General features: G+C 32.9%; 17 protein-coding genes. 9 read left to right on the forward strand and 8 right to left on the reverse strand.

Annotated elements, in window-relative coordinates; genetic code table 11:
• Positions 1 to 18: 18 nt before the first annotated feature.
• Both ACVC43_RS01175 and ACVC43_RS01180 read right to left on the reverse strand, forming a co-directional pair.
• Positions 19 to 636: a hypothetical protein gene (locus tag ACVC43_RS01175; protein WP_452222742.1), complete on the reverse strand. Its 618-nt coding sequence runs from the start codon at positions 634 to 636 to the stop codon at positions 19 to 21.
• A gap of 75 nt (positions 637 to 711) precedes the next feature.
• Entirely contained in the window at positions 712 to 1767 is a 1056-nt protein-coding gene (locus ACVC43_RS01180) for an endonuclease/exonuclease/phosphatase family protein (RefSeq protein ID WP_452222743.1), read from the reverse strand.
• 137 nt (positions 1768 to 1904) lie between these two features.
• On the opposite strand from ACVC43_RS01180, the gene ACVC43_RS01185 reads away from it, so the two are divergent.
• The 9 genes from ACVC43_RS01185 (at position 1905) to ACVC43_RS01225 (ending at position 13878) form a co-directional block, all read left to right on the forward strand.
• Positions 1905 to 4685, forward strand: coding sequence for a carboxypeptidase regulatory-like domain-containing protein (locus tag ACVC43_RS01185; RefSeq protein ID WP_452222744.1), 2781 nt, complete (start codon positions 1905 to 1907; stop codon positions 4683 to 4685).
• A 38-nt stretch (positions 4686 to 4723) separates the two neighbouring features.
• On the forward strand, positions 4724 to 6106 hold the full coding sequence (locus tag ACVC43_RS01190) for a DUF5689 domain-containing protein (RefSeq protein WP_452222745.1): 1383 nt from the start codon (positions 4724 to 4726) through the stop codon (positions 6104 to 6106).
• 64 nt (positions 6107 to 6170) lie between these two features.
• The gene (locus ACVC43_RS01195) at positions 6171 to 6548 is read left to right on the forward strand and encodes a hypothetical protein (RefSeq protein ID WP_452222746.1); all 378 of its coding nucleotides are present in this window, start codon (positions 6171 to 6173) and stop codon (positions 6546 to 6548) included.
• Between the two features lie 132 nt (positions 6549 to 6680).
• On the forward strand, positions 6681 to 7808 hold the full coding sequence (locus tag ACVC43_RS01200) for a T9SS type A sorting domain-containing protein (protein WP_452222747.1): 1128 nt from the start codon (positions 6681 to 6683) through the stop codon (positions 7806 to 7808).
• 250 nt (positions 7809 to 8058) lie between these two features.
• Positions 8059 to 9846, forward strand: coding sequence for an OmpA family protein (locus ACVC43_RS01205; RefSeq protein WP_452222748.1), 1788 nt, complete (start codon positions 8059 to 8061; stop codon positions 9844 to 9846).
• Positions 9847 to 10022: 176 nt separating this feature from the next.
• The gene (locus ACVC43_RS01210; protein ID WP_452222749.1) at positions 10023 to 11003 is read left to right on the forward strand and encodes an SdrD B-like domain-containing protein; all 981 of its coding nucleotides are present in this window, start codon (positions 10023 to 10025) and stop codon (positions 11001 to 11003) included.
• Positions 11004 to 11140: 137 nt separating this feature from the next.
• Positions 11141 to 11707 (forward strand): hypothetical protein, encoded by a 567-nt coding sequence (locus ACVC43_RS01215; protein ID WP_452222750.1) that lies wholly within the window; start codon positions 11141 to 11143, stop codon positions 11705 to 11707.
• 562 nt (positions 11708 to 12269) lie between these two features.
• A complete protein-coding gene (locus tag ACVC43_RS01220) occupies positions 12270 to 13133 on the forward strand; it encodes a sensor histidine kinase (protein ID WP_452222751.1) in 864 nt (287 codons plus the stop codon).
• Positions 13123 to 13878: a LytR/AlgR family response regulator transcription factor gene (locus ACVC43_RS01225; protein ID WP_452222752.1), complete on the forward strand. Its 756-nt coding sequence runs from the start codon at positions 13123 to 13125 to the stop codon at positions 13876 to 13878. Before ACVC43_RS01220 ends, ACVC43_RS01225 begins: the two co-directional genes overlap by 11 nt.
• Positions 13879 to 14070: 192 nt before the next feature.
• Here ACVC43_RS01225 and ACVC43_RS01230 read toward each other — a convergent pair whose 3' ends face one another.
• The 6 genes from ACVC43_RS01230 to metG form a co-directional block, all read right to left on the reverse strand.
• The gene (locus ACVC43_RS01230; RefSeq protein WP_452222753.1) at positions 14071 to 14976 is read right to left on the reverse strand and encodes a histone deacetylase family protein; all 906 of its coding nucleotides are present in this window, start codon (positions 14974 to 14976) and stop codon (positions 14071 to 14073) included.
• The gene (locus ACVC43_RS01235) at positions 14976 to 17120 is read right to left on the reverse strand and encodes a Tex family protein (RefSeq protein WP_452222754.1); all 2145 of its coding nucleotides are present in this window, start codon (positions 17118 to 17120) and stop codon (positions 14976 to 14978) included. The genes ACVC43_RS01230 and ACVC43_RS01235 overlap by 1 nt, the downstream gene beginning before the upstream one ends.
• A gap of 83 nt (positions 17121 to 17203) precedes the next feature.
• Complete coding sequence (locus ACVC43_RS01240; RefSeq protein WP_452222755.1) at positions 17204 to 17911, reverse strand: OmpA family protein; 708 nt, start codon at positions 17909 to 17911, stop codon at positions 17204 to 17206.
• Between the two features lie 6 nt (positions 17912 to 17917).
• Positions 17918 to 18391 carry a lipocalin family protein gene (locus tag ACVC43_RS01245; protein WP_452222756.1) on the reverse strand — a complete coding sequence of 158 codons (474 nt, stop codon included), beginning with the start codon at positions 18389 to 18391 and terminating at the stop codon, positions 17918 to 17920.
• A gap of 140 nt (positions 18392 to 18531) precedes the next feature.
• Entirely contained in the window at positions 18532 to 19944 is a 1413-nt protein-coding gene (locus ACVC43_RS01250) for a hypothetical protein (RefSeq protein WP_452222757.1), read from the reverse strand.
• Positions 19945 to 19947: 3 nt separating this feature from the next.
• Positions 19948 to 22068 carry a methionine--tRNA ligase gene (gene metG / locus ACVC43_RS01255; RefSeq protein ID WP_452222758.1) on the reverse strand — a complete coding sequence of 707 codons (2121 nt, stop codon included), beginning with the start codon at positions 22066 to 22068 and terminating at the stop codon, positions 19948 to 19950.
• Between the last annotated feature and the right edge of the window lie 13 nt (positions 22069 to 22081).

A 22081-nucleotide genomic window follows, 5' to 3' on the forward strand; every position in this document is an offset into this window, starting at 1 on the left:
AAAATAACACCTATTTAACTATTTTTTTGTTTTATAGATGTTAATGTTTCCGTGGATAGAATGGATTTCGATTTTACTTTCTGAAGGTTCTATTTTTTCGCTAACAAGATTTCCAGTCTTCGTTTTTGCATTAATGGTAGCAGTATTTGTTTCCAACATAATATTTCCATTGAATGTGTTTATAATAGCATCTCCAGAGAAATTAAGCAAACCTATGTTTCCTTGATGCAGCTCTACTATTAATTGTTTGTAGGTACCAGCTATTTGTGAAGAAGCAATGCTGCTTTTACAATACAAATTCAGGTTTTTAGGAATTTCAAGAAACAATTCTATAGACAACACTTTGTGTGCACTTAATTTATCGTTTGGGTTTTTAAATATTGTTTGATTTACAGTTGAGATTATTAAAGAATCTTTTCTAGTATCGGTAAAAACTATAGTGTTTTGTGCATATTCTCCTTCTGTTTTAGTAACTATTGAAATACTATTAGTTTCTGTAGTTTTAACATCAATTTTAAATAGCGCATCACCTTCTACAACAATGGTTTGAATGCTGCCGTTGGTTATTGTTTTTTCTTCAACTTTTTGAGCGTTTACTAAAACAAAGGATAACAGAAATAATATGAATACTTTCAATTTCAAGATCATTCAATGTAATAAAAAAAACGCCAACTCATTAAGCAGGCGTTTTTCATTTTAAAAATAATGAATTTATTCTATTTCCTTAATTAAGTAAATATAAACTGGAAAGTGATCACTAAACCCGTCTGTAAAACCTCCATCTGCGAAGCTTCTTAAAGGGTAGCCTTTATATCGACCTCTTTTATTGGTTAAATAATTTTTATTGTAAATGCCGGCTTTGTAATATCTAAAGGACGAATAATCTGTTTCAATTAATGGTTTAGTAACCATAATTTGGTCGAATAAACTCCAGGCATCTCTATACGCTGTTGTGCCCAAACCTTGTTTTTTAAACATATTAATATAAGGGTTATAAATCCCTTTTATTTTCACATTTTTTTTCTTCCCTTTTGCTTTTAATACGTCTTTTACACTCTCATTAGTTGGGTCATCGTTTAAATCTCCCATGGTAATAATTTTAGCATAAGGATCTATAGCTTGTAAAGAATCTATAATACGTTTGTTAAGCTTGGCAGCTGCAACACGTTTAGGACGACTTCTCGCCTCACCACCACTACGCGATGGCCAATGGCTTACTATTATGTGCACAAGATCACCCTCTAATTCGCCAGAAACCAGTAATTGATCTCGCGTGTACACACGCTTTTTTGTATTGTCATCGAAAATCTTTAAAGTATGTGAGCTCTTTGAAATGGGTTGAAATAAATCTTTTTGGTACATTAAGCCAACATCGATACCACGTCTGTCTGGAGACTCAAAATGAACAATACCGTAATCTTTAGCTAATAGTAAAGGATCGTTTGCAACGTCTTCTACAACTTTTACGTTTTCAACTTCACAGATACCAATAATTGCCGGTGCATTTCCAGTGGTTTCTGTACCAATATCTGAAATTACACGAGCCATATTATGTACTTTCTTTTTGTAAATTTCCTCACGATCTGCCTTAATTTCCATCATTGGGCTGGCTTCATCGTTTTTTTCTGTATCGTTTACAGTGTCGAATAAGTTTTCAAGATTGTAAAATGCCACCGTATGGATTTTATATTTCTTTTCTTCTTGAGCATTAACGCTTACAAAAGCAGTAATAAGTGCAACTGAAAGCCATAGTTTAAAATTCTTCATTAGGTAAATGTTATGTTTATGTTATGCAAGCATACAAAATGCTTGCCAAAGGTAAATGTTTCTAATAAATAATGTACCTTTGCACGCCTTAAATAACTATTATTTAACGTGTAATCTATTAACTATTTAATCTAGGTATGAAAAAAAGTTTTTTTATTTTTCTATTCGGAATGCTTTCCATTACTACATTACTCGCTCAAGAAACTATTGTAAAAGGTAGTGTAAAAGATGCTGTAACGGGTGAGCCTATTCCAGATGTAACAATTACTGTTGAAGAAACAGGACAAACCGAAACTACCGACGGTTTGGGACAATTTCAATTTAGCCAACCTGTTCCTTTTGGAGAACAAATGCTTAAAATTTACAAAGTTGGATTTTTACAAAAAAGATATCCAATAGTAGTAAATGAAGGTAAAACGGTCGACATTCAGGATATGACTCTTGAAATAGATCAAGGTAGTCAGGCAGATTTATTTACTATTACTTTATCTGATGATGAATTAAACGATGACACCGCAGGAGCAGACAATATTTCTGGATTGTTATCATCGTCACAAGACGTATTTCAACGTACTGCGGCTTTCGAATTTAGCTCATCTTTTTTTAGAGTTAGAGGTTTAGATTCAGACAATGGAACCGTTTTAATGAATGGTATTGAAATGAATAAATTCGATACTGGAAGACCACAATGGAGTAATTGGGGCGGATTAAACGATGTTGTTCGTAATCAAGAATTATCAACCGGTTTAGCGCCTTCAGCTTACACATTTGGAGGTATTTTAGGAACCACAAATATATCTACAAGAGCTTCTTCTTACAGAGAAGGTGGTCGTGTTACTTATTCTTCTTCAAACAGAAGTTACACCAATCGTTTAATGGCAAGTTATGCTTCCGGATTAATGGAAGATGGCTGGGCTTACACAATTATGGCAGGACGTCGCTGGGGAGATGAAGGTTTTCAAGATGCATCCTTATACGATTCAAACTCATTTTTTGCTTCGGTTGAAAAGAAAATTAACGATAAACACAGTTTAAATTTCACCTCTATTTATGCACCTAATAGAAGAGGAAAATCATCACCAAACACTCAAGAAGTTTACGACCTAAAAGGTATTAAGTATAATGAATATTGGGGTTATTTAAATGGTGAGAAGAAAAACTCAAGAATTAAAGAAGTAGAAGAACCTATTATTATGTTAAACCATTACTGGGATATTTCTTCTAAAACAACTTTAAATACAAATATTGGTTACCAGTTTGGTAAAGTAGGAAACAGTCGTTTAGACTATGCTGGAGGTGCAAACCCAAGTCCTGCTTATTACCAGAATTTACCAAGTTTCAGTTTAGCAAATCCTGATGGACCAGATTTTAGCCAGGCTTATCAAGACCAACAAGAATTTATTAACGATGGTCAAATTGATTGGAATCGTATTTTTGATGCCAACCTAACTAATAATGCCGCTGGCGAAAGTGCAGCATATGCATTATACGAAGATAGAAATGACGATAAACTTTTAACAATCAACACGATCTTTAATACCGAATTAAACGAAAACATTATTTTAAATGCAGCAGTTAATTACAGAAAATTAAAATCTGAAAACTTTGCTGAAGTTATTGATTTATTTGGTAGTACTACAGGTTATACCAACGTAGATTCTTTTGATGGTTTTCAATTCGATTTATTAAACCCAGATCGTGTAATTTTTGAAGGCGATAAGTTTAGATATAACTTTAACTTATTAGCGAATGAATTATCTGGATATGCTCAAGCACAATTTAAATATAATAAAGTAGATTTCTTTTTAGCTGGAAGCATTACTAAAACCGATTACCAAAGAGAAGGCTTATACCAAAACGAAGCTTACATAGATAGTTCTTTAGGTAAAAGTGATAAAGTAGATTTTACAGGTTATGGCGCAAAAGCTGGTTTTACCTATAAAATTACTGGAAAACATTTATTAGATTTCCATGGAGGTTATATTACACAGGCACCTAATTTACGTAACACATTCTCTAACTCAAGAGAAAACAATAGTATAGTTGGTGACAGAACTGGTCAAGAAATTACCGAGGAGAAAATTTCTTCGGTTGACGCAAGTTATATTTTCCGCTCACCAATAGTTAAAGCCCGAATAACTGGTTTTTATACTAAAATAGAAGATGCCAACGAAATTTCTTTCTACTTCGCAGATGGTATTGGTGGCGATAATGCAAACTTTGTACAAGAAATATTACAAGGCATAGATAAAAAGAATATTGGTGCGGAATTAGGTATCGAAGCACAAGTTACACCAACTATTAAATTAAAAGGTGCTGCTTCGATTGGGCAATATACTTACGACAATAATCCTAATTTGTACTTGACTACTAACAGTGATATAACTGCACCAGATGAGTTAACACAAAACGGATTTAAAAACTTTGGAGAGGCAAACCTGAAGGATTATAAAGTAGCTGGTGGACCTCAACGTGCAGCATCTGTAGGTTTTGAATACAGAGACCCAGATTACTGGTGGTTTGGAGCAACAGCTAACTTTTTCTCGAATACTTATTTAGATGTTAGTCCAATTACAAGAACAGAAAACTTTTATTTAGATGCTGATGGATTACCATTTAATGATTACGATCCTGCTATTGCTCGCCAATTGTTACAACAAGAAGAGTTTGATGAGTACATGGTTGTAAACCTTGTAGGTGGTAAGTCATGGAAAATTGGTGATAAGTTTGTTGGTTTCTTTGCCAGTGTAGGAAACTTATTAGATAAAGAGTACAAAACTGGTGGTTTCGAGCAAGGTAGAAACGCAAACTATCGCGAATTAAGAGATGATAACAGTAATCCAACACGTGTGTTTGGACCAAAATACTGGTATGGTCGTGGTATAAATTATTTTGTAAATGTGTACCTTAGATTTTAAAAAGAAAAAGAAAAATTAATAATATTAAATTTAACATTATGAAAACGAGTAAATTTTTAACATTAATATTAAGTTTTGTAGCCGTGTTAGCTATAACATCTTGTGTGGAAGACGATGACTATACTATACCTGATAGTTTAGGAACTGAAGAAAATGCAGGTTTAAATCAAATTTTATCAGATTTAGAAAGTGGTGCACTAACCGAAATATCTATTTCGGCTTTAAAAGCTCAGTTTGTTGGTAGTACAGAAATAATTGAATCTGATATTGTAGTAAAGGGTTATGTAAGCTCATCGGACGCTACAGGAAACTTTTTTAAAGAATTTTACCTTCAGGATGCTCCAGAAAACCCAACTGCAGCCATTGGTGTTGTTTTAAATCAAGTAGATTCTTATAACCAATTTAACTTTGGAAGAGAGGTTTATATTAAATTAAACGGTTTATACTTAGGTGAAAACTCATCTGATGTAGTAACCATTGGAGGTACTTTAGACGATGGTGACGTAGACCAATTAACACCAAATCAAATCCCAATGCATTTATTTAGATCTGGTTTAACTACAGAAATAGTACCTACAGTATTATCTCCTAGTGACGTTAACGATTCTCATTTAGGGATATTTGCTATGTTTGAAAATGTACAATTCCCTGCGGGCTTAGCTGGTTCTACTTTTGTTAACCCTACCGATAGTTTCGATACAAGACATCCATTAATAAGTTGTGAAGACGGTTCTAGCTTTTCTTTAGAAACCAGTTCTTTTGCAAGTTTTAAGCAAGTACCACTACCTATAGCAGGAAGAGGATCAATTGCTGGTGTTGTTACTCAAGGTTTTGGAGGTTCTCCTAAAGTTATGGTTTTAAACACCACAGAAGATATTGATTTTAACGATAACCGTTGCGACCCTGTATTCGAAGAGTCTTTTAGTGATGCTGTCGATAATTCTACATTAAATACTGCAGGCTGGATTAATTTTGCTGAAGCAGGTAGCGAATTATGGACAGAACAGGTATTTAGTAACAATGGTTATGCAGAATTCTCTGCATTTCAAACTGGAGATTCTAGCAATATTGGTTGGTTAGTATCACCTGGTATTGATATGGATGCTCAAGATGGTGAAATATTAACCTTCCAAACAGAACATGCTTTTCCAGATGCTGGACATGATGCTATTGAAGTATTAATTTCAACAGATTTTTCTGGAAATGAAGCTGATATTACTTCTGCAACATGGACAAATTTAGATTTTACATCAAGTTTAGAAGCAGATTTCGATAGCTGGTATACATTTACAAGTTCTGGAGAAATAGACCTATCGTCTTACACAGGAACAGCTTACATTGCTTTTAGATATACTGGAAGTGATACTTCAAATCAAAACACAACAATTCACGTAGATAATGTTACGGTATTTGTACCATAAGTTATAAATATTATTATTCAAAAAACCTGATAGTTAATTCTATCAGGTTTTTTACTTTTAAGATATGACAATTTTCGACCGCTTTTTCTATTTTATATTTACACGTTTTAAAGCACAGTTTAAACAAAAAGCAAACACTATTGCTTTAGTTTACATTTCGGTTTTACAAATTGCTATACTCTTTCTTTTAGGCGCTTTTTTTGCTGCTTTTTTTAGTCAATTACATGTCAATTCAATATCAAGTGAAAATGCATGGGTATTGTTTGTTATTGCTTCAATAGCTATTCATCTTAAAAACTGGATAAGCTATAATGGTAAAACAAGAAAAGTGATGAATGCTAAATTCAATAGAAAAAAAGCTCCAAAATACAATATGCTATTGCTTTTTTCACTGCCCTTTATTTGTGTTTTAATGGGCTATATTTTTCTTCAAGCAACCTAAAATATAAATTAAAAAAACAACACGTTTTTTTATATTTTACAAATAAAATTTATCTATTTACCTAATAATCAATTATTTATTTATTAAATTTATATATTGATTGATAGCTATTATTAATTTAATTCATTTGTTATGAAAAAATTATTACTAGCATTTTTACTTTTTATAACCTTTACTCAGGTTAACTCACAACAGCAACAAGAACTTTTAATAGATGTACCAGAAACTTGGGAAACCGATATATGGCTAATGGGTAGCTGGACGTTTACCTCAATTGTTACTTACACATTTAATACAGATTGCATGCCAACGCAAGGCTTATTGGAAACAAATAATTTTGCTACCAATATGTTAGAAAATTCGGCGTTACTAACCACTACATATAATGCTAATAACTTATTTGAAACCAACGTTAATCAAACTTGGAATAGTACAACTAATATGTGGGAAGATTCGTTTAAATCAGAATTTGAATATGATGGTAATAACAACCCAATAACCATAACCAATTTTGCATATGTAAGCAATGCCTGGATACCTGTAGATAGACTATTACAAACCTTTACTGCCAACAATCTATATCTAACAAGCACAGCCCAAAATTGGGATGGCTCTTCCTGGGTAGATAGCACAAGAGCAGAATTCACTTATAACGCGAACAATACGTTAGACATAGTATATAACTACGTAAAAAGTGGATCTAATTGGGTAAATAATACGCGTGTAACCAACATGTATTCTGGAAATTTAATTTTTCAAAAAGAAACATCACAATGGGATGGCTCTAATTGGATAAATAACAGTTTAACTACTTACACGTTTGATAGTAACAACTTTTTAATTAATCAACTAGAACAAACCTGGAATGGCACTGTTTATGAAGACCAACAGCGTGTGTTAAGAACCAACAATGCAGATGGTAACCCTACTGAAAGAATTACGCAAAATTATTTGTCTGGGAGCTGGACCAATGCCACCAGAGATACAAGAACCTATCCACCATGTGCAACACTAAGTGTTGAAGATTTTGAAGATAGTATTTTAAAAGTTTTTCCTAACCCTGTTTTAAATACAATACATATTACCTCTCATAAAAAAGGACATCTGTTATTTTTAGATTTAAATGGAAGAACGCTTCTCACCACAACCATTAATACTGGAAACAATACAGTAGATATTGGTAAAGTACAAAGTGGAGTTTATGTTTTAAAAATTAAAATAGAGAAAAGCATATTAACAAGGCGCGTAATAGTAAAATAAAGCTATAGAGCTATAACCCTAAATTAAAACCCGCTAATTTGGCGGGTTTTTTATGTTTTACAAACTCATTTAAACCAGTAATCGATTCAACTTAACCGGTTATAAAGCGACTCTTTATTTAGCAATGCAATTAATTAATATTTGCAGTGTAAATGTACATAATACAGTTCTCCCAAAGAATATTTAACACGATAGGGTAACAAAATAGCAACCCTATGTATTTAAAACTGTATAACAAATTAAAACTAAAATGATGAACAATTTAAAACACATTATTAAACTATTAGTTGTTGCATTAGTATGCGCTTCGTCGTTCACTGCTAGTGGACAACAGACAAAAAATGATACCAATTATTTTCAACTATCACCCAGAATTGGGTACGATTTCCCAACGTACAAAAATAATACGCCAGACATAGATTATAATGGTGGTATAGACTTAGGACTATCTTTAGATTATTATTGGAACACCTTTGGTTTAGGTATAGATGTCGATTATATTAAAAACCAGCCAGAAAGTGTTTTCGATACGAACAATTTATATAGCGTTGGTGGCTCTCCAATTACAACTTTTAATTTATCTCAAGATAAGATTACAAGATTGTTTTACGGTATTGGTCCAAATGCTCAATTTAGAAGTAAGTCGCGAAAATTTAAAACGGAAATAAACACACGTTTTGGTCTCGCTTCAATAAAAGGAGGCAGAACTTTATTAGAAAATGCAAATCCAGGTAACGAATTACTTAATTTTCATGTAGGTTACAAAGACTCTGGAGTACTTACTTTTAAAGGTCAACTACGGTTTTCGTATATGCTAAACTCTAATTTTGGTATCAATGCTGGTGCTTATTACATGCATCACTTTGGAGCAGAAGAACTGGTAGATGCGCCTTTAGGCATTTCGGCAGCAAATTATCCATTAGTGCCTTTTACAGCGCCTACAGGAGCAACAGGTAACAGACTGGATCCTAATGGGTCCATAGTAAGAAATGAGGCTTGCGATTGCGATATTTCATCGGTTGGCGTATTTGCAGGAATCACCTATCAATTTGCTAAAAACAACAAAAAAGAAGTCTGTGAGGTTTGTGGAGAAGACCACATGCCGAGATGTTGCGCAACTTGTGGTTGTGGTGTAACTGTAACAGCTGTCGATAAATTTACTGGTGAAATATTACCGTTTACTGATGTTATTTTAACAGATATGTACGAAAACATAGTGCAAACAGGCACCACTAATTCTTATGGTGTAGTTGTTTTTAACGATGTGCAGGAAAATGATTATTTCGTAACTGGAAAATTATACAATGTAAGTTTAGAGGAAACCACTATTTCTAAAAAAGAATTTATCGCTTGTAAAAAAGAAGGTAATGGCATCCAAAAGGAAATTAAGTACGGTGATTCTAACTTTATTTTAAAAGGAGATGTTGTAGAATGTAATACCGCAGTAGGCATACAAAGTGTAGATATTTTATTGAAGGATAAAATAAATGCTGGCCAAAAAAATACGCTGTCTGATGCCGAAGGTGATTTTATATTCCACTTAAAGCAAGCGTCAACATTCGCCTTAAATGGAAGAAAAGATGGCTATTTCTCTAACGAAGTAGAAGTTTCTACAACAGATTTAGACAGAAATAAGTCGTTATTTATAGATTTCGAAATGTGTGTAAACCCTTGTGGTCAAGCTATAAAATTAGATAACATCATTTTTAACTTAGACCAATGGGACATTCTTCCAGCTGCGCGTCCAGATTTGGATTATGTTGTTAAATTAATGCAAGACAACCCAACCATTAAAGTAGAAATGTCTTCGCATACAGATGCGCGCGGAAGCAACCAATACAACCAGGAACTTTCTCAAAAAAGAGCAGAATCCACCGTGAATTATTTAATGACTAAAGGCATTACCAGAGACCGTTTAATGGCTCGCGGAGCAGGAGAAACAGAATTATTAAACAAGTGTGCCGACGGTGTGACGTGTACTGAAAACGAGCATACCATAAACCGTAGAACAGAATTTAAAGTGGTTTGCCCACAATAAAATAAAGTATAAAAGAGGCTATTAATCAATGCCAAGCCAAGATGGATTTAAGACTTATAACTAATGAAGTCTTGGCTTATTTTGAAAAACTAAAAACAATGAATACTAAATATATCATATTGAAGAACCAAGAGATAAAATCTCTTATTTTCACCGGACTTAAATTTTTATTTATAATGCTTATACTCGCTATGTCTTTATCTTGTAGCGATGAGAAAGATTGTGAATACATTCAAATAAATAGTAATTGTGACGCTTCACCACGGCTGGAATTAAGCACAGGATTAGATGCAAATGGCAATGTTATACCAACTGCTATAGGCTCTGTAGATCCTTTTTGGAAAATAATAAATAATCCTAAAACAACCTCGTGTAATGCTGCAGTAGCAAGCACATTTAATGGTAGTGCCTTTGCTGTAAATTTAAACTCGTCCAGTCCAACAGCATGGGCTAACCAACCAAACACAGCAACTTTATCACCTTATAATACTGGAGATAGCAGTGCTTCGGGATGTGTAAACCCGGATAATAGTAATGGCGATCCTATTCCTTACGTATTCGAACGGTCTTTTTGTGTACTTGAAAACACAACTATCGACTTAGAATTAGATTTTAGAGCAGATAATAGAATCTATTTAGAACTGGTAAATAATAATGGTCCTACGGTTTTAACAAGCCCTGTTTACACCTATTCAGGACCTCCTTTAAATTGGGTTAATTTAGGAATCCCGCTTACCTCTGGAAGTTACAGTTTAAGAGCTTATTTAATTAATGAGGGTGGACCAACAGGATTTTCTATAGACGGTTTTATACGCACAACAAATGTAGATAATGCGCTTTCAGAAAATGTACAAGGCTGCTGCGAAAATAATGTAATAAATGTCTTACACGTGATAGATAATAATTGCAACGCAGCTTACGATAGTTCTGATAGTTTTGGTGATAACTGGACCATACATTTAAGAGATGCCACTAATTCTATTATTAGAACTGCTGTAACAGACATAAACGGAAATGTGTTTTTTGCTGGACTGGCAGACGGAACGTACACAGTTGAAATTGTGACACAAACAGGTTTTACCACTGCTGCAACAACTTATACTGTTATAGTGGCTAATAACGAAGTTAAAATTGAGGAATTTTACAGCTGCCCTTAATAGTTATAATCCCAAGGCTGTATTAATAGTCTTGGGATTCATTTTAAAAAATTTTTCTTATTCAAGCAAACACAATATTAACAAGCAAAATCTTACCTTAGTGAAATAACTAAGCTATTAATTAAAACTATAATCTTATGAAAAATATAGCAACTAAATCATTGCTAATAATCGCTATAGCCTTAGCAATACTCCTCTTTCAAGAATGCGAAACAAATAACACTTGCGACTGCAATTACGAAGATCCAATTGGCACCTTAACACAACCCGAAGCCGATGTAAAAGAAGAAACCTTTAAAGATAAAGAACTCGTTAAAAATAACGTTTTACTACATGTATTAAATAACGATTTAGACAATCCAGATGTAATTATCCAACTAGAAAATTTAAAACAGCAATTAGCAGCAAGTAACATTCCTGTGGGAGCAGAAAATAGAGAAGTCTGGTTCGATTTAGAAAATCTCGAAAATTATATTAACTACGTAAAAACCGAATCTTTAGAATTAGGTTACGAAAACTTAGGTTTAAGAGTCTATTTTGCAGCAAAAGAAACAGATTCTATTAGCACAACAGTGTTTTTTACACCAACTTATAAAGAAGGTACCAGAGGTGCAGAAGACAATAAAAATACACCTGGACTAAAACGCTTAAATTATGGAAATAGTGGTGATCCGGCAATCGAACATACATCAAGCGGTAATTAATAAATGTGGTTTAAAATAACACTTTTTATCATTCAGCTATCTGCAATTATTGTAGGGATATATTATTGGAAAGATTACTATAATACTAAGCAAAAGTACTTTCTCTTTATAATAATATTCGCTTTTCTAATCGATTTATTTAGTGGTCTAATAAGTGGCTACACAGGGAAAAGATTTAGTCTATTGTACAATATATTAACCATAGTTTCATTTCTGTTTTACTTGTATTGGTTTTATCATCTTTTAAATAAACGTAAGCTTATTTTATTATTTATATTAATATATTTAGTTACAACAATTTATTTTTTAATCACTAAAAACATTATCACAGAGCTTTACAGCAGATTATACTTGGTAGGTACTATTTCTATATTAGCCTGTTCCATTTTATATTTTGTAGCCATGATTAAAACAAATTTGGTAATAGAGTATAAACATTCGCAGCGGTTTTGGTTGGTAACAGGCTTGTTAATATTCTATATTGGTTATTTACCTTTACACTTACTCTTACCAATTATAAAAGCAAATTCGTTAGAATTTAAAATTCCAATGATTATATTAAATGTACTACTTAGCGGATGCTATATTATTAGCTTTAACGTTGCTAAATACAAAATCGATGAGTAACGAGTTAAACACTATTTTAGTCACTTTGTTTGCTGTGGCATTATTTATAATAATAGCCGTAGTCGTTCTTTTTATGACCTTTAATAGTCGGAAAAACAAACTTATTCAAGAACAATTAGAAACACAGTTAAACAACCAAAAACGACAGCACGAATTAGAGTTAAATGCTTTGAGAGCACAAATGAATCCGCATTTTGTACATAATTCTCTAAATGCCATTCAATATTACATTCAATTAAATGAGGTTGAAAAAAGTGAAGATTATTTATCCAAATTTTCAAAATTAATGCGTCTTTTTTTCGAGTATTCAAGAAAGCAGAATATTTCTCTTGAAAACGAATTAAAATTATTAAAAAATTATCTTGAAATTGAAAAATTAAGATTCGAAGATAACCTTGAGTATAAGATTGAGGTAGATGCTAAGTTAGATTTAGAAGATTTGTTTTTACCGCCCATGATTTTACAACCAATTTTAGAGAATGCGATTAATCATGGTATTTTTCATAAAGAAGGACAAGGGCAATTGTATTTAAAATTTACGGCTTCAATTAATAATGGCTTTAAAGTAGAAATTACAGATAATGGCATTGGTATAAATAAAGCCCGAGAATTGTCTAAAGATAAAAAGCAAACCCATACAGAACATTCCAGTTTTGTACTTGAAGAACGCTTAATTTTACTTAAGGAAAGTAAACATTGGGATATCGATTTTACTATTAACGATCGTTCTGAAACCGAAAAAAACCAAACAGGAACAAAAGTGACTTTACATTTTAAAGATTTTGATAATGACAATTAAAACCATAATAATAGACGATGAGCGTAAAGCATTAGCCATTTTAAAAAATAAGCTTGAGCGCCTATGTCCTGAAATAGAAATTATAGCACAAACGCAAAACCCTAAAGAAGCCATAAAGTTAATTAATACTCTTAAACCAGATTTAGTGTTTTTAGACATTGCCATGCCAGAATTAAATGGTTTCGATGTTTTAAAGCAATTTAAAAAGCCAAATTTCGAAGTCATTTTTGCTACTGCTTTCGATAATTACGCTATTGAGGCTATTAAGCATTGTGCTATTGGTTATTTGGTAAAACCAGTAGATAACAGCGATTTAATTAGCACTGTAAAAAAGGCAAAAAAAAATATTGAAGAAAAAACAGCACTAATAAAAAACACACAACTTATAGAAAATTTAGGGTTGCAAACGTTTCAAAAAAAGAAAATAATTATACCAAGTATGGATGGTTTAGAATTTGTAAAAATAGAAGACATACTGCATTGCGAAGGTGAAATGGGCTATACTAATATTCATTTAATGAACGGAAAACCATTAATGAGCTCTAACAGTATTGGACATTTTAATAAACTTTTAGAACACAATAATTTCTATCTTGTGCATAAATCTCATCTTATTAACCTTAGCTATATCGATAAATATTTAAATGAAGGCTATGTTATTTTAAATAATACAGTTAAAATACCTGTTTCAAGAAACAGACGGCAGGCTTTTTTAGAACAATTAAAAAAACCACTCGATAATTAAAATCAAGTGGTTTCCATGGTAACCAACCAACTAAAAACATAAAACAGTTAAGGGTTTCAACTATTTTTTTTTGAATGTATTATCTCCTTAGCAAAACAATACTCATTTATTACAGCACAAATGTATGTTTAAAACACTTTAAACAAGCGCGTTATGTAATAACTGTTAGAGATTTTGTAATAGTCGTTACATTTAAAAAAATAAAGCTTGTGCCAACCTAAACGTGTTGGCATGTGCATTTATAATGGTTTTAATATCTGGACTGTAACCACCACCCATACTACACATAACAGGAATGCTATGGTTAATACACGTTTGTAAAACAAACTGGTCGCGTGCTTTACAACCTTCAATAGACAACCCTAATTTGCCTAATTTATCTGAAGTAATCACATCTACGCCACATAAATAATAGATAAAATCTGGTTTTACTTGGTCTATTAAATTATTTAGATTTTCTTTTAAAACGGAAAGATATTGGGCATCGCCAACATTATTTTCTAATGCAATATCTAAGTCACTTTGTTCTTTTTTAAAAGGGTAATTATTTTTGCCATGCATAGAAAAGGTAAACACTGAAGCATCATTTTTAAAAATTTCCGCTGTACCGTTTCCCTGATGCACATCTAAATCCACAATTAAAATTTGCTTGGCTAAACCTTTATTCTGAAGGTATCTTGCACCAATAGCTTGGTCATTTAACATACAAAAGGCCTCTCCTCGATTGGTGTAGGCATGGTGCGTGCCACCAGCAATATTCATAGCGATACCATATTTCAAAGCAAATTCACTTGCTTTTATAGTACCATCTGCAATAATTATTTCACGTTTTATCAAAACCTCACTTAGCGGAAATCCTATTTTTCTCGCATCGCGCTGGTTTAAAGTAATATTTAACAAATCGTAAAAATATTCGGGATCATGTACTGCTAAAATTGGAGCTTCATCAAGCATTCTAACAGGTTCAAAAAAATTATCCTCCGTACAAGTGCCTTCATGTATTAATTGCGCTGGTAATAACTCGTACTTTAGCATAGGAAAACGATGACCTTCTGGCAAAGGGTGGCAATAAATAGGATGATAGGCAATTTTTAGCATTATTTATTAAGTTTAAGCTGAATGCGTTTTCGTGCCACATCAACCTCTAAAACCTTAACGATAATTTGCTCATGCAAATGCACATGCTCGTTAACATCCTTTACAAAAGAATCTGATAAATTTGAAACATGAATTAAGCCACTTTCCTTAATCCCAATGTCTACAAAACAGCCAAAATTGGTAATGTTATTTACTATACCTGGTAATAATTGTCCGGAATGAAGGTCATTTATAGACTTAATATTTTCATTAAAACTGAATGCTTTTGCTGTTTCTCTAATATCTAATCCTGGTTTTTTTAACTCGTTTATAATATCTTCAAGCGTTAGTAAACCAACGGTTTGGGTGCAATACTTTTTTAAATCTATTTTTTTCAGAATCGCTTCATTACCAATTAATGCTTCAACTGTAACACCTTCGTCTTTAGCCATGTGCTCAACAAGTTTGTAACTTTCTGGATGCACAGCAGAATCGTCCAACGGATTTTTAGCCTCTTTTATTCTTAAAAAAGCAGCACCTTGCTCGAAAGCTTTTCCACCTAATCGAGGGACTTTTTTAATAGCATTTCTGGATTTAAAAGCGCCATTTTTATTACGATAATTAAAAATGTTTTCGGCTAATTTAGGGCCAATTCCAGATACAGCACTTAGCAATGGGACACTTGCTGTATTTATATTTACACCAACAGCATTAACGCAGGCTTCCACAACCATGTCCAATTGCTTTTGAAGCTTATTCTGGTCCACATCATGCTGGTATTGCCCAACACCAATTGATTTAGCATCTATTTTAACGAGTTCGGCTAATGGGTCTTGCAATCGTCTTCCTATTGAAACCGAACCTCTAACAGTTACATCGTAATCTGGGAACTCGTCTCGTGCAATTTTTGATGCAGAATAAATACTTGCTCCAGCTTCGCTTACTACAAATACCTCTATGTTGTTTTTAAACTTAATTTTTTTAATTAAAGCTTCGGTTTCGCGAGAAGCTGTTCCATTACCTATAGCAATAGCTTCTATTTTATAGGCTTCGGTTAAAGAAGCAATTTTTTTCATGGCACCAATACTGTCGTTTTTTGGAGGATGCGGATAAATGGTTTCGTTATAATTTAAAGCGCCTTGCTCATCTAAACATACTAATTTACAACCTGTTCTAAATCCAGGATCAATAGCCAACACACGTTTTTCTCCTAAAGGCGAACCTAATAATAACTGCTTTAAATTTTTTGCAAAAACGGATATTGCTGCTTCATCGGCTTTTTCCTTTGCATTATTTAGAGCCTCATTACTTAAAGAGGCAAATAATAAACGTTTATAAGCATCGGAAATGGCTAATTCAATTTGATCTGCACAAGCATTTTTGCTTCGTATTATCTTATTATCGATTCTTTCTAAAGCACGGACCTCATCAATTTCAATTTTTACACGAATAAAACCCTCTTTTTCAGCTCTTAAAATAGCAAGAAGTCTATGCGATGGGATGCGTTGTAAGCTCTCGGACCAATTAAAATAATCTTTAAATTTCTGTGCTTTTTCACTTATGCTGAGTGCAGTCGAAGTATCTGCAGCTTTTGTTTTTACAACTTTGGTAGTAATTTGAGCGTGTTTCTCTATTTGGTTTCGTAAGGCATTTCTAATATCTGTACGTTCGTTAATCCACTCTGCAATAATATGTCTTGCGCCTTTTAAAGCCTCTTCTATAGATGTAACCTCGTCGTTAATATATTTAAATGCAATAGGCTCTAATGCGTTAGCATTTTGAGACATAATGATTTTAGCTAAAGGCTCTAAGCCATTTTTTCTCGCCGTTTCGGCTTTGGTTTTTCGCTTTTTTTTAAAAGGTAGATATAAATCTTCAAGTGCTGTTAAGTCTATGGTTGCCTCAATGCTATGTTTTAATTCTTTGGTTAAAACCTCTTGCTCTTCTAATGCTTTTAAAATGGTTGTTTTTCGTTTTTCTAATGTTTCAAATTGTTCTTTGAATTTGAGGATATCACCTATTTGTACTTCATCTAAATTACCAGTAGCTTCTTTACGGTAACGTGAAATAAATGGTACTGTACAGTCTTCGTCTAATAATTTAAGTGTGTTTTTAACAGACGTTTCGTTTAACTGCGTGTGAGATTTAATATAATTTAAAAGCATAAAAAAAGACCTTATTTTTTGTAAATAAGGTCTTGTAATATATTTAACTCTGCTTAATTTTCCGAAGAAAAAAATAAAAGATTTTAATTTTCTCCAGATTCTCTTTTAGCGTCGTCAATCATTTTTTCGTTAGGTAAAATAGCAACGTTTACACGTCTGTTTTTAGCTCTACCTTCTGCTGTACTGTTGTCATTAGTTGGTTGTGCTTCACCAAACCAGTTTGTTGTAAGTCTGCCACTACTAATACCTTGAGCAGTAATGTAATTAGTCACCGCATAGGCTCTGTTTTTAGATAGTGTCATATTACTTTCGTCGCTACCTACACTATCGGTGTGTCCCACTACTAGAATATTTGTATCTGGATATTCTCTAAAAACATTCACCAATTTATTTAAAGATGCTTGTGATGCTGCATTAACGTTATATTTGGCTGTATCGAAATACACGCCACTATTTTCATCGAAAGTAACAACAATTGCATCGTCCACACGCTCTACTTGAGCTCCTGGAATTTCTTCTTCAATTTTTTGAGCTTGTTTGTCCATTTTGTTTCCAATTAAAACACCAGCTCCTCCACCAACAACACCACCAATAACAGCACCTAATTCGCCATTACCTCCTTTACCAACGTTGTTTCCAATTATGGCACCTAAAATAGCACCACCTGTAGCACCAATTACTGCACCCTTTTGTTTATTATTTGCATTTTTTACTGCATTACAATTTGAAAGTGTAATGGCTAACATTAAAGCTAATGCTATACTCGAAATTTTATTTATAGTCGATTTCATAATTTATTATAGTTTTGAAAAGTTCATATTAATTGTAAATGGTTTACCATCTACTGTTACTGTTTGTTGCCACTGCATTGCTAATTCTGATAATTGTGACAATTTCATTCTAAAACCTAAGTTGGTTTCACTCTTGCCTTTGGCATTTGTTGGTTTTAAAAGGAAACTATACAACCCGGTTTGGGCGTCTGTTTCCTGTATAGTGAATATAAAATTTCTATCACCAACATCACAAGTACTATTAACAATACTGTAAACACCAGTATTATTATTTGGAATAAATTGCCATGTACTCTGTTCGAAACATTTCTTTGAAGTATCGTCTAACAACATTACATTGTAGGTGCCAGGCTCACTGTAATCTATAGAATTAAGAACCCATTGTCCTTTTATAGTTTTCTCAGATTGTCTTACAACCTTCGATCCGCCACAAGACCACAGGAATGTGATTGTAAGCAGTAATAATAGTAGTTTTTTCATTAGTTTTAAGTTTGATTTAAATTAAAAGTACAATCTGAAAAATGAAAGAATACTAAAAAAAACTCAATTAGCATATTTTTAACTAAATGGATGTGATGACCGTAAAATTGAGTGTTATCAAATAATTTGAATTAAGAAAGCTAATCGAAAATAAATAGTCTGTATAAGCCTGTTTCATGATTGAAAGAGCCCCAAACGTAGTCATCATTATAGCGAAAGACAGCTTGTGCATCGAGGTGGCTAAAGTCTTTAATAAAAGTGCTAATTTTATCGAAACCGTTTTCAGGAATTCTATTGGAATTATGATTAAAATGCTCATTAAATAAACATTGCATTTGAACAGATTTTGTTTTGTTGTAATTACTAAAAGTAGCAAATAATGCACCTCCTGCAACACCTCCAAGAGCAGCTCCTATAATGGCTAACGTTCCAGATGTAGGTTGCGTAGACCCGATGGTAACAACATAATTGTCTAAATCTTTATAAACTGAAACACCTAAATACTGATTGCTTATTTTTCTTAAATATTGCGATGTGTTTTCAAGTACGCGTCCAGAGTTTTCTCCATCACCTACTTTTTGAATCATTTTTGTGTTCTTAAAATCTATTATTTCATATTTGCCAACCTTATAGTTTTTAACCATCTCTAATGCTGGATAAGTATATATGGAAAATAATAGTTTATCGTTTGTAGCATACACGTTAAAATAATGATTATCGAAAATAAAAGAATTAATTCCAGATTTTAGTTCGCCTTTTAAAAAGCCTAAATTTTCGATGGCATTAAAGGTTAGTTCTCCTGTTAATACATTTATATCTGCAACAAAAGTGCGCTTGCCAAAAAAATTATTTATAAGTATTATTTTGCCATTGTTGTAAGAGACTTTTGTTTGTGCTGTTACGCTCTCTAAAGCTAAAGGTTCTCCTACTTCAATTTTTTTTATTTTGGAAGCTACCGAAAATAGAATACTATTAAAATCAACCTCAATATCTGTATCTGTCTTAATCTCTTGCTCTGGTAAAACAATTTCCTTTTTGTTTAAAACAGCATCGTTATCTAAAGTATAAAGGTTTAATGTAGACGTTCTACGAACAGAAGTAAGAATGTAGAATTTATCCTTATCCGAAAAACTTTCTATTAGTTCTTCTTTTTCAAAATTAATATCTAAATCGTCTACTAAAAGAGAGGTTTTTGCTTTAAAATCTACTTGTAAATAGCCGTATTTTAAACCTGAGCTCCGTTTAAAATAGAGTAAATAATTATCTCCTTTTATCGAGTGACCAATAATATCTCTACTGTTTTTTAGGATATCTTCTACAACAAGTTTAGAGATTAATTCTTGGTTTTGATTATATAAATACGCTGTTAGTTGTTTTCTTTCTTTTAAAAAGAATGCAACATTTCCTGTTTCAGCATCTACTATTGGTAGGGCATCTTTTAGGTTTACATACTCGTCTTGTAAACCAGTTTCTATAACTATCCAGTTTCTTTGAGCGGCAATTGTAGTGGTAAAAAATACAAAAATAATGAGCGAAAATAATCTTATAAACATAGCTTAACTTATATGCAATCCATTACTAACATTAGCATCGTCTGGATTAACAAATACCAGTTTGCCTTCTCCATTTTCAGTCATTAAAATCATGCCTTCACTTTCTACGCCACGTAGTGCTCGTGGTGCTAAATTAACTAATACAGTCACTTTTTTTCCAACAACTTCTTCCGCAGTAAAACTTTCTGCAATACCAGAAACAATGGTTCTAACATCAATTCCAGTGTCTACTTTTAAAACTAAAAGTTTTTTAGCTTTAGGCATTTTTTCGGCTTCTAAAATAGTTCCTACACGTATATCAAGCTTAGTGAAATCGTCGAAAGTAATCGTGTCTTTTTGTGGTTCGACTACTTTATTTGCGGCTTCGTTTGCCTTTTTGCTGGCCTCTAATTTATCTAACTGGGCTTGTATTTCGCTGTCTTCAATTTTAGAAAACAGTAACTCACCTTTTCCTATTTTATGATTTGCAGGAAGCAAAATTTCTTTGGTTAAAATAGCATTCCAATTGTTTTCTAAACCTTCAGCGTTTTCTGTTGTTTTTATAGCAACACTTGTACTTTCACTTTTATTATTGGGAGCAAGTTGAAGTATTCTTTTTAATTTAGCCGAAGTAAATGGTAAAAAAGGCTCGCTTAAAGTTGCTAAAGCTGATGCTATTTGCAATGCAACGAACATAATTGTTTTTGTTCGCTCTTGGTCTGTTTTAAATAATTTCCAAGGCTCCTCGTCTGCTAAATATTTATTCCCTAATCGTGCTAAATTTATTAATTCCTGAGAAGCTTCTCTAAAACGGTATCGTTCTATTGAGCTTTCTATAACACTTGGGTACACTTTAATAGCATTTAACGTTTCTTGATCTATAACAGAAAACGCACTTGGAGTTGGTACAACGCCGTCGTAATACTTATTGGTTAAAACCACTACACGATTTATAAAGTTACCAAAAATAGCTACTAATTCGTTATTATTTCTTGCCTGAAAATCTTTCCAGGTAAAATCATTATCCTTTGTTTCTGGAGCATTTGCGGTTAATGCATAACGTAATACGTCCTGTTTTTCTGGGAAATCTTTTAAATAATCTGGTAACCAAACCGCCCAGTTTTTTGATGTTGATAATTTGTTTCCTTCTAAATTTAAAAACTCATTTGCGGGCACGTTGTCTGGTAAAATATAAGACCCTTCTGCTTTTAACATTGCCGGGAAAATAATACAATGAAACACAATATTATCTTTACCTATAAAGTGAACAAGTTTTGTGTTCTCGTCTTTCCAATAAGGTTCCCAATCTTTATTCTCTCGTTGAGCCCATTCTTTAGTTGCAGAAATATAACCAATTGGCGCATCGAACCAAACGTACAATACTTTGCCTTCTCCTTCTGGTAAAGGCACAGGTATTCCCCAATCAAGGTCGCGCGTTACTGCTCTTGGTCTTAAACCATCGTCGATCCAGGATTTTACCTGCCCATAAACATTTGGTTTCCAATCTTTTTTATGGCCCTTTAAAATCCATTCTTTTAAAAACTGCTCGTGTTTATTTAATGGCAAAAACCAATGTTTTGTTTCTTTTAAACTTGGTACATTACCTGTAATTGCCGATTTTGGGTTTATTAGATCGGTTGCATTATGGCTGGTACCACATTTTTCGCATTGATCGCCATAGCTTTCTTCATTACCACATTTTGGGCAGGTACCAACAACAAATCTATCGGCTAAAAACTGATTTGCTTCAGCGTCGTATAATTGTTCTGAGGTTTCTTCAACAAATTCATTTTTATTGTACAAGGTGGTAAAAAATTCTGAAGCTGTATCATGATGAATTTGAGCAGTTGTACGTGAGTAGTTATCGAAAGAAATTCCGAAGTCTTCAAAAGATTGCTTAATAATGGCATGATATCTATCTACAATTTCTTGAGGCGTAACGCCTTCTTTTTTTGCTTTTATGGTTATGGGTACACCGTGTTCATCGCTACCACAAATGAATGCCACATCGTTTCCAGTTAAACGTTTGTATCGTGCATAAATATCGGCAGGCACATAAACGCCAGCTAAATGTCCAATATGTATTGGTCCGTTAGTGTATGGCAATGCTGCGGTAATGGTGTATCTTTTTTGATCTTCCGACATGGGTTCAATTATT

The organism is Lacinutrix chionoecetis (genome assembly GCF_053604665.1).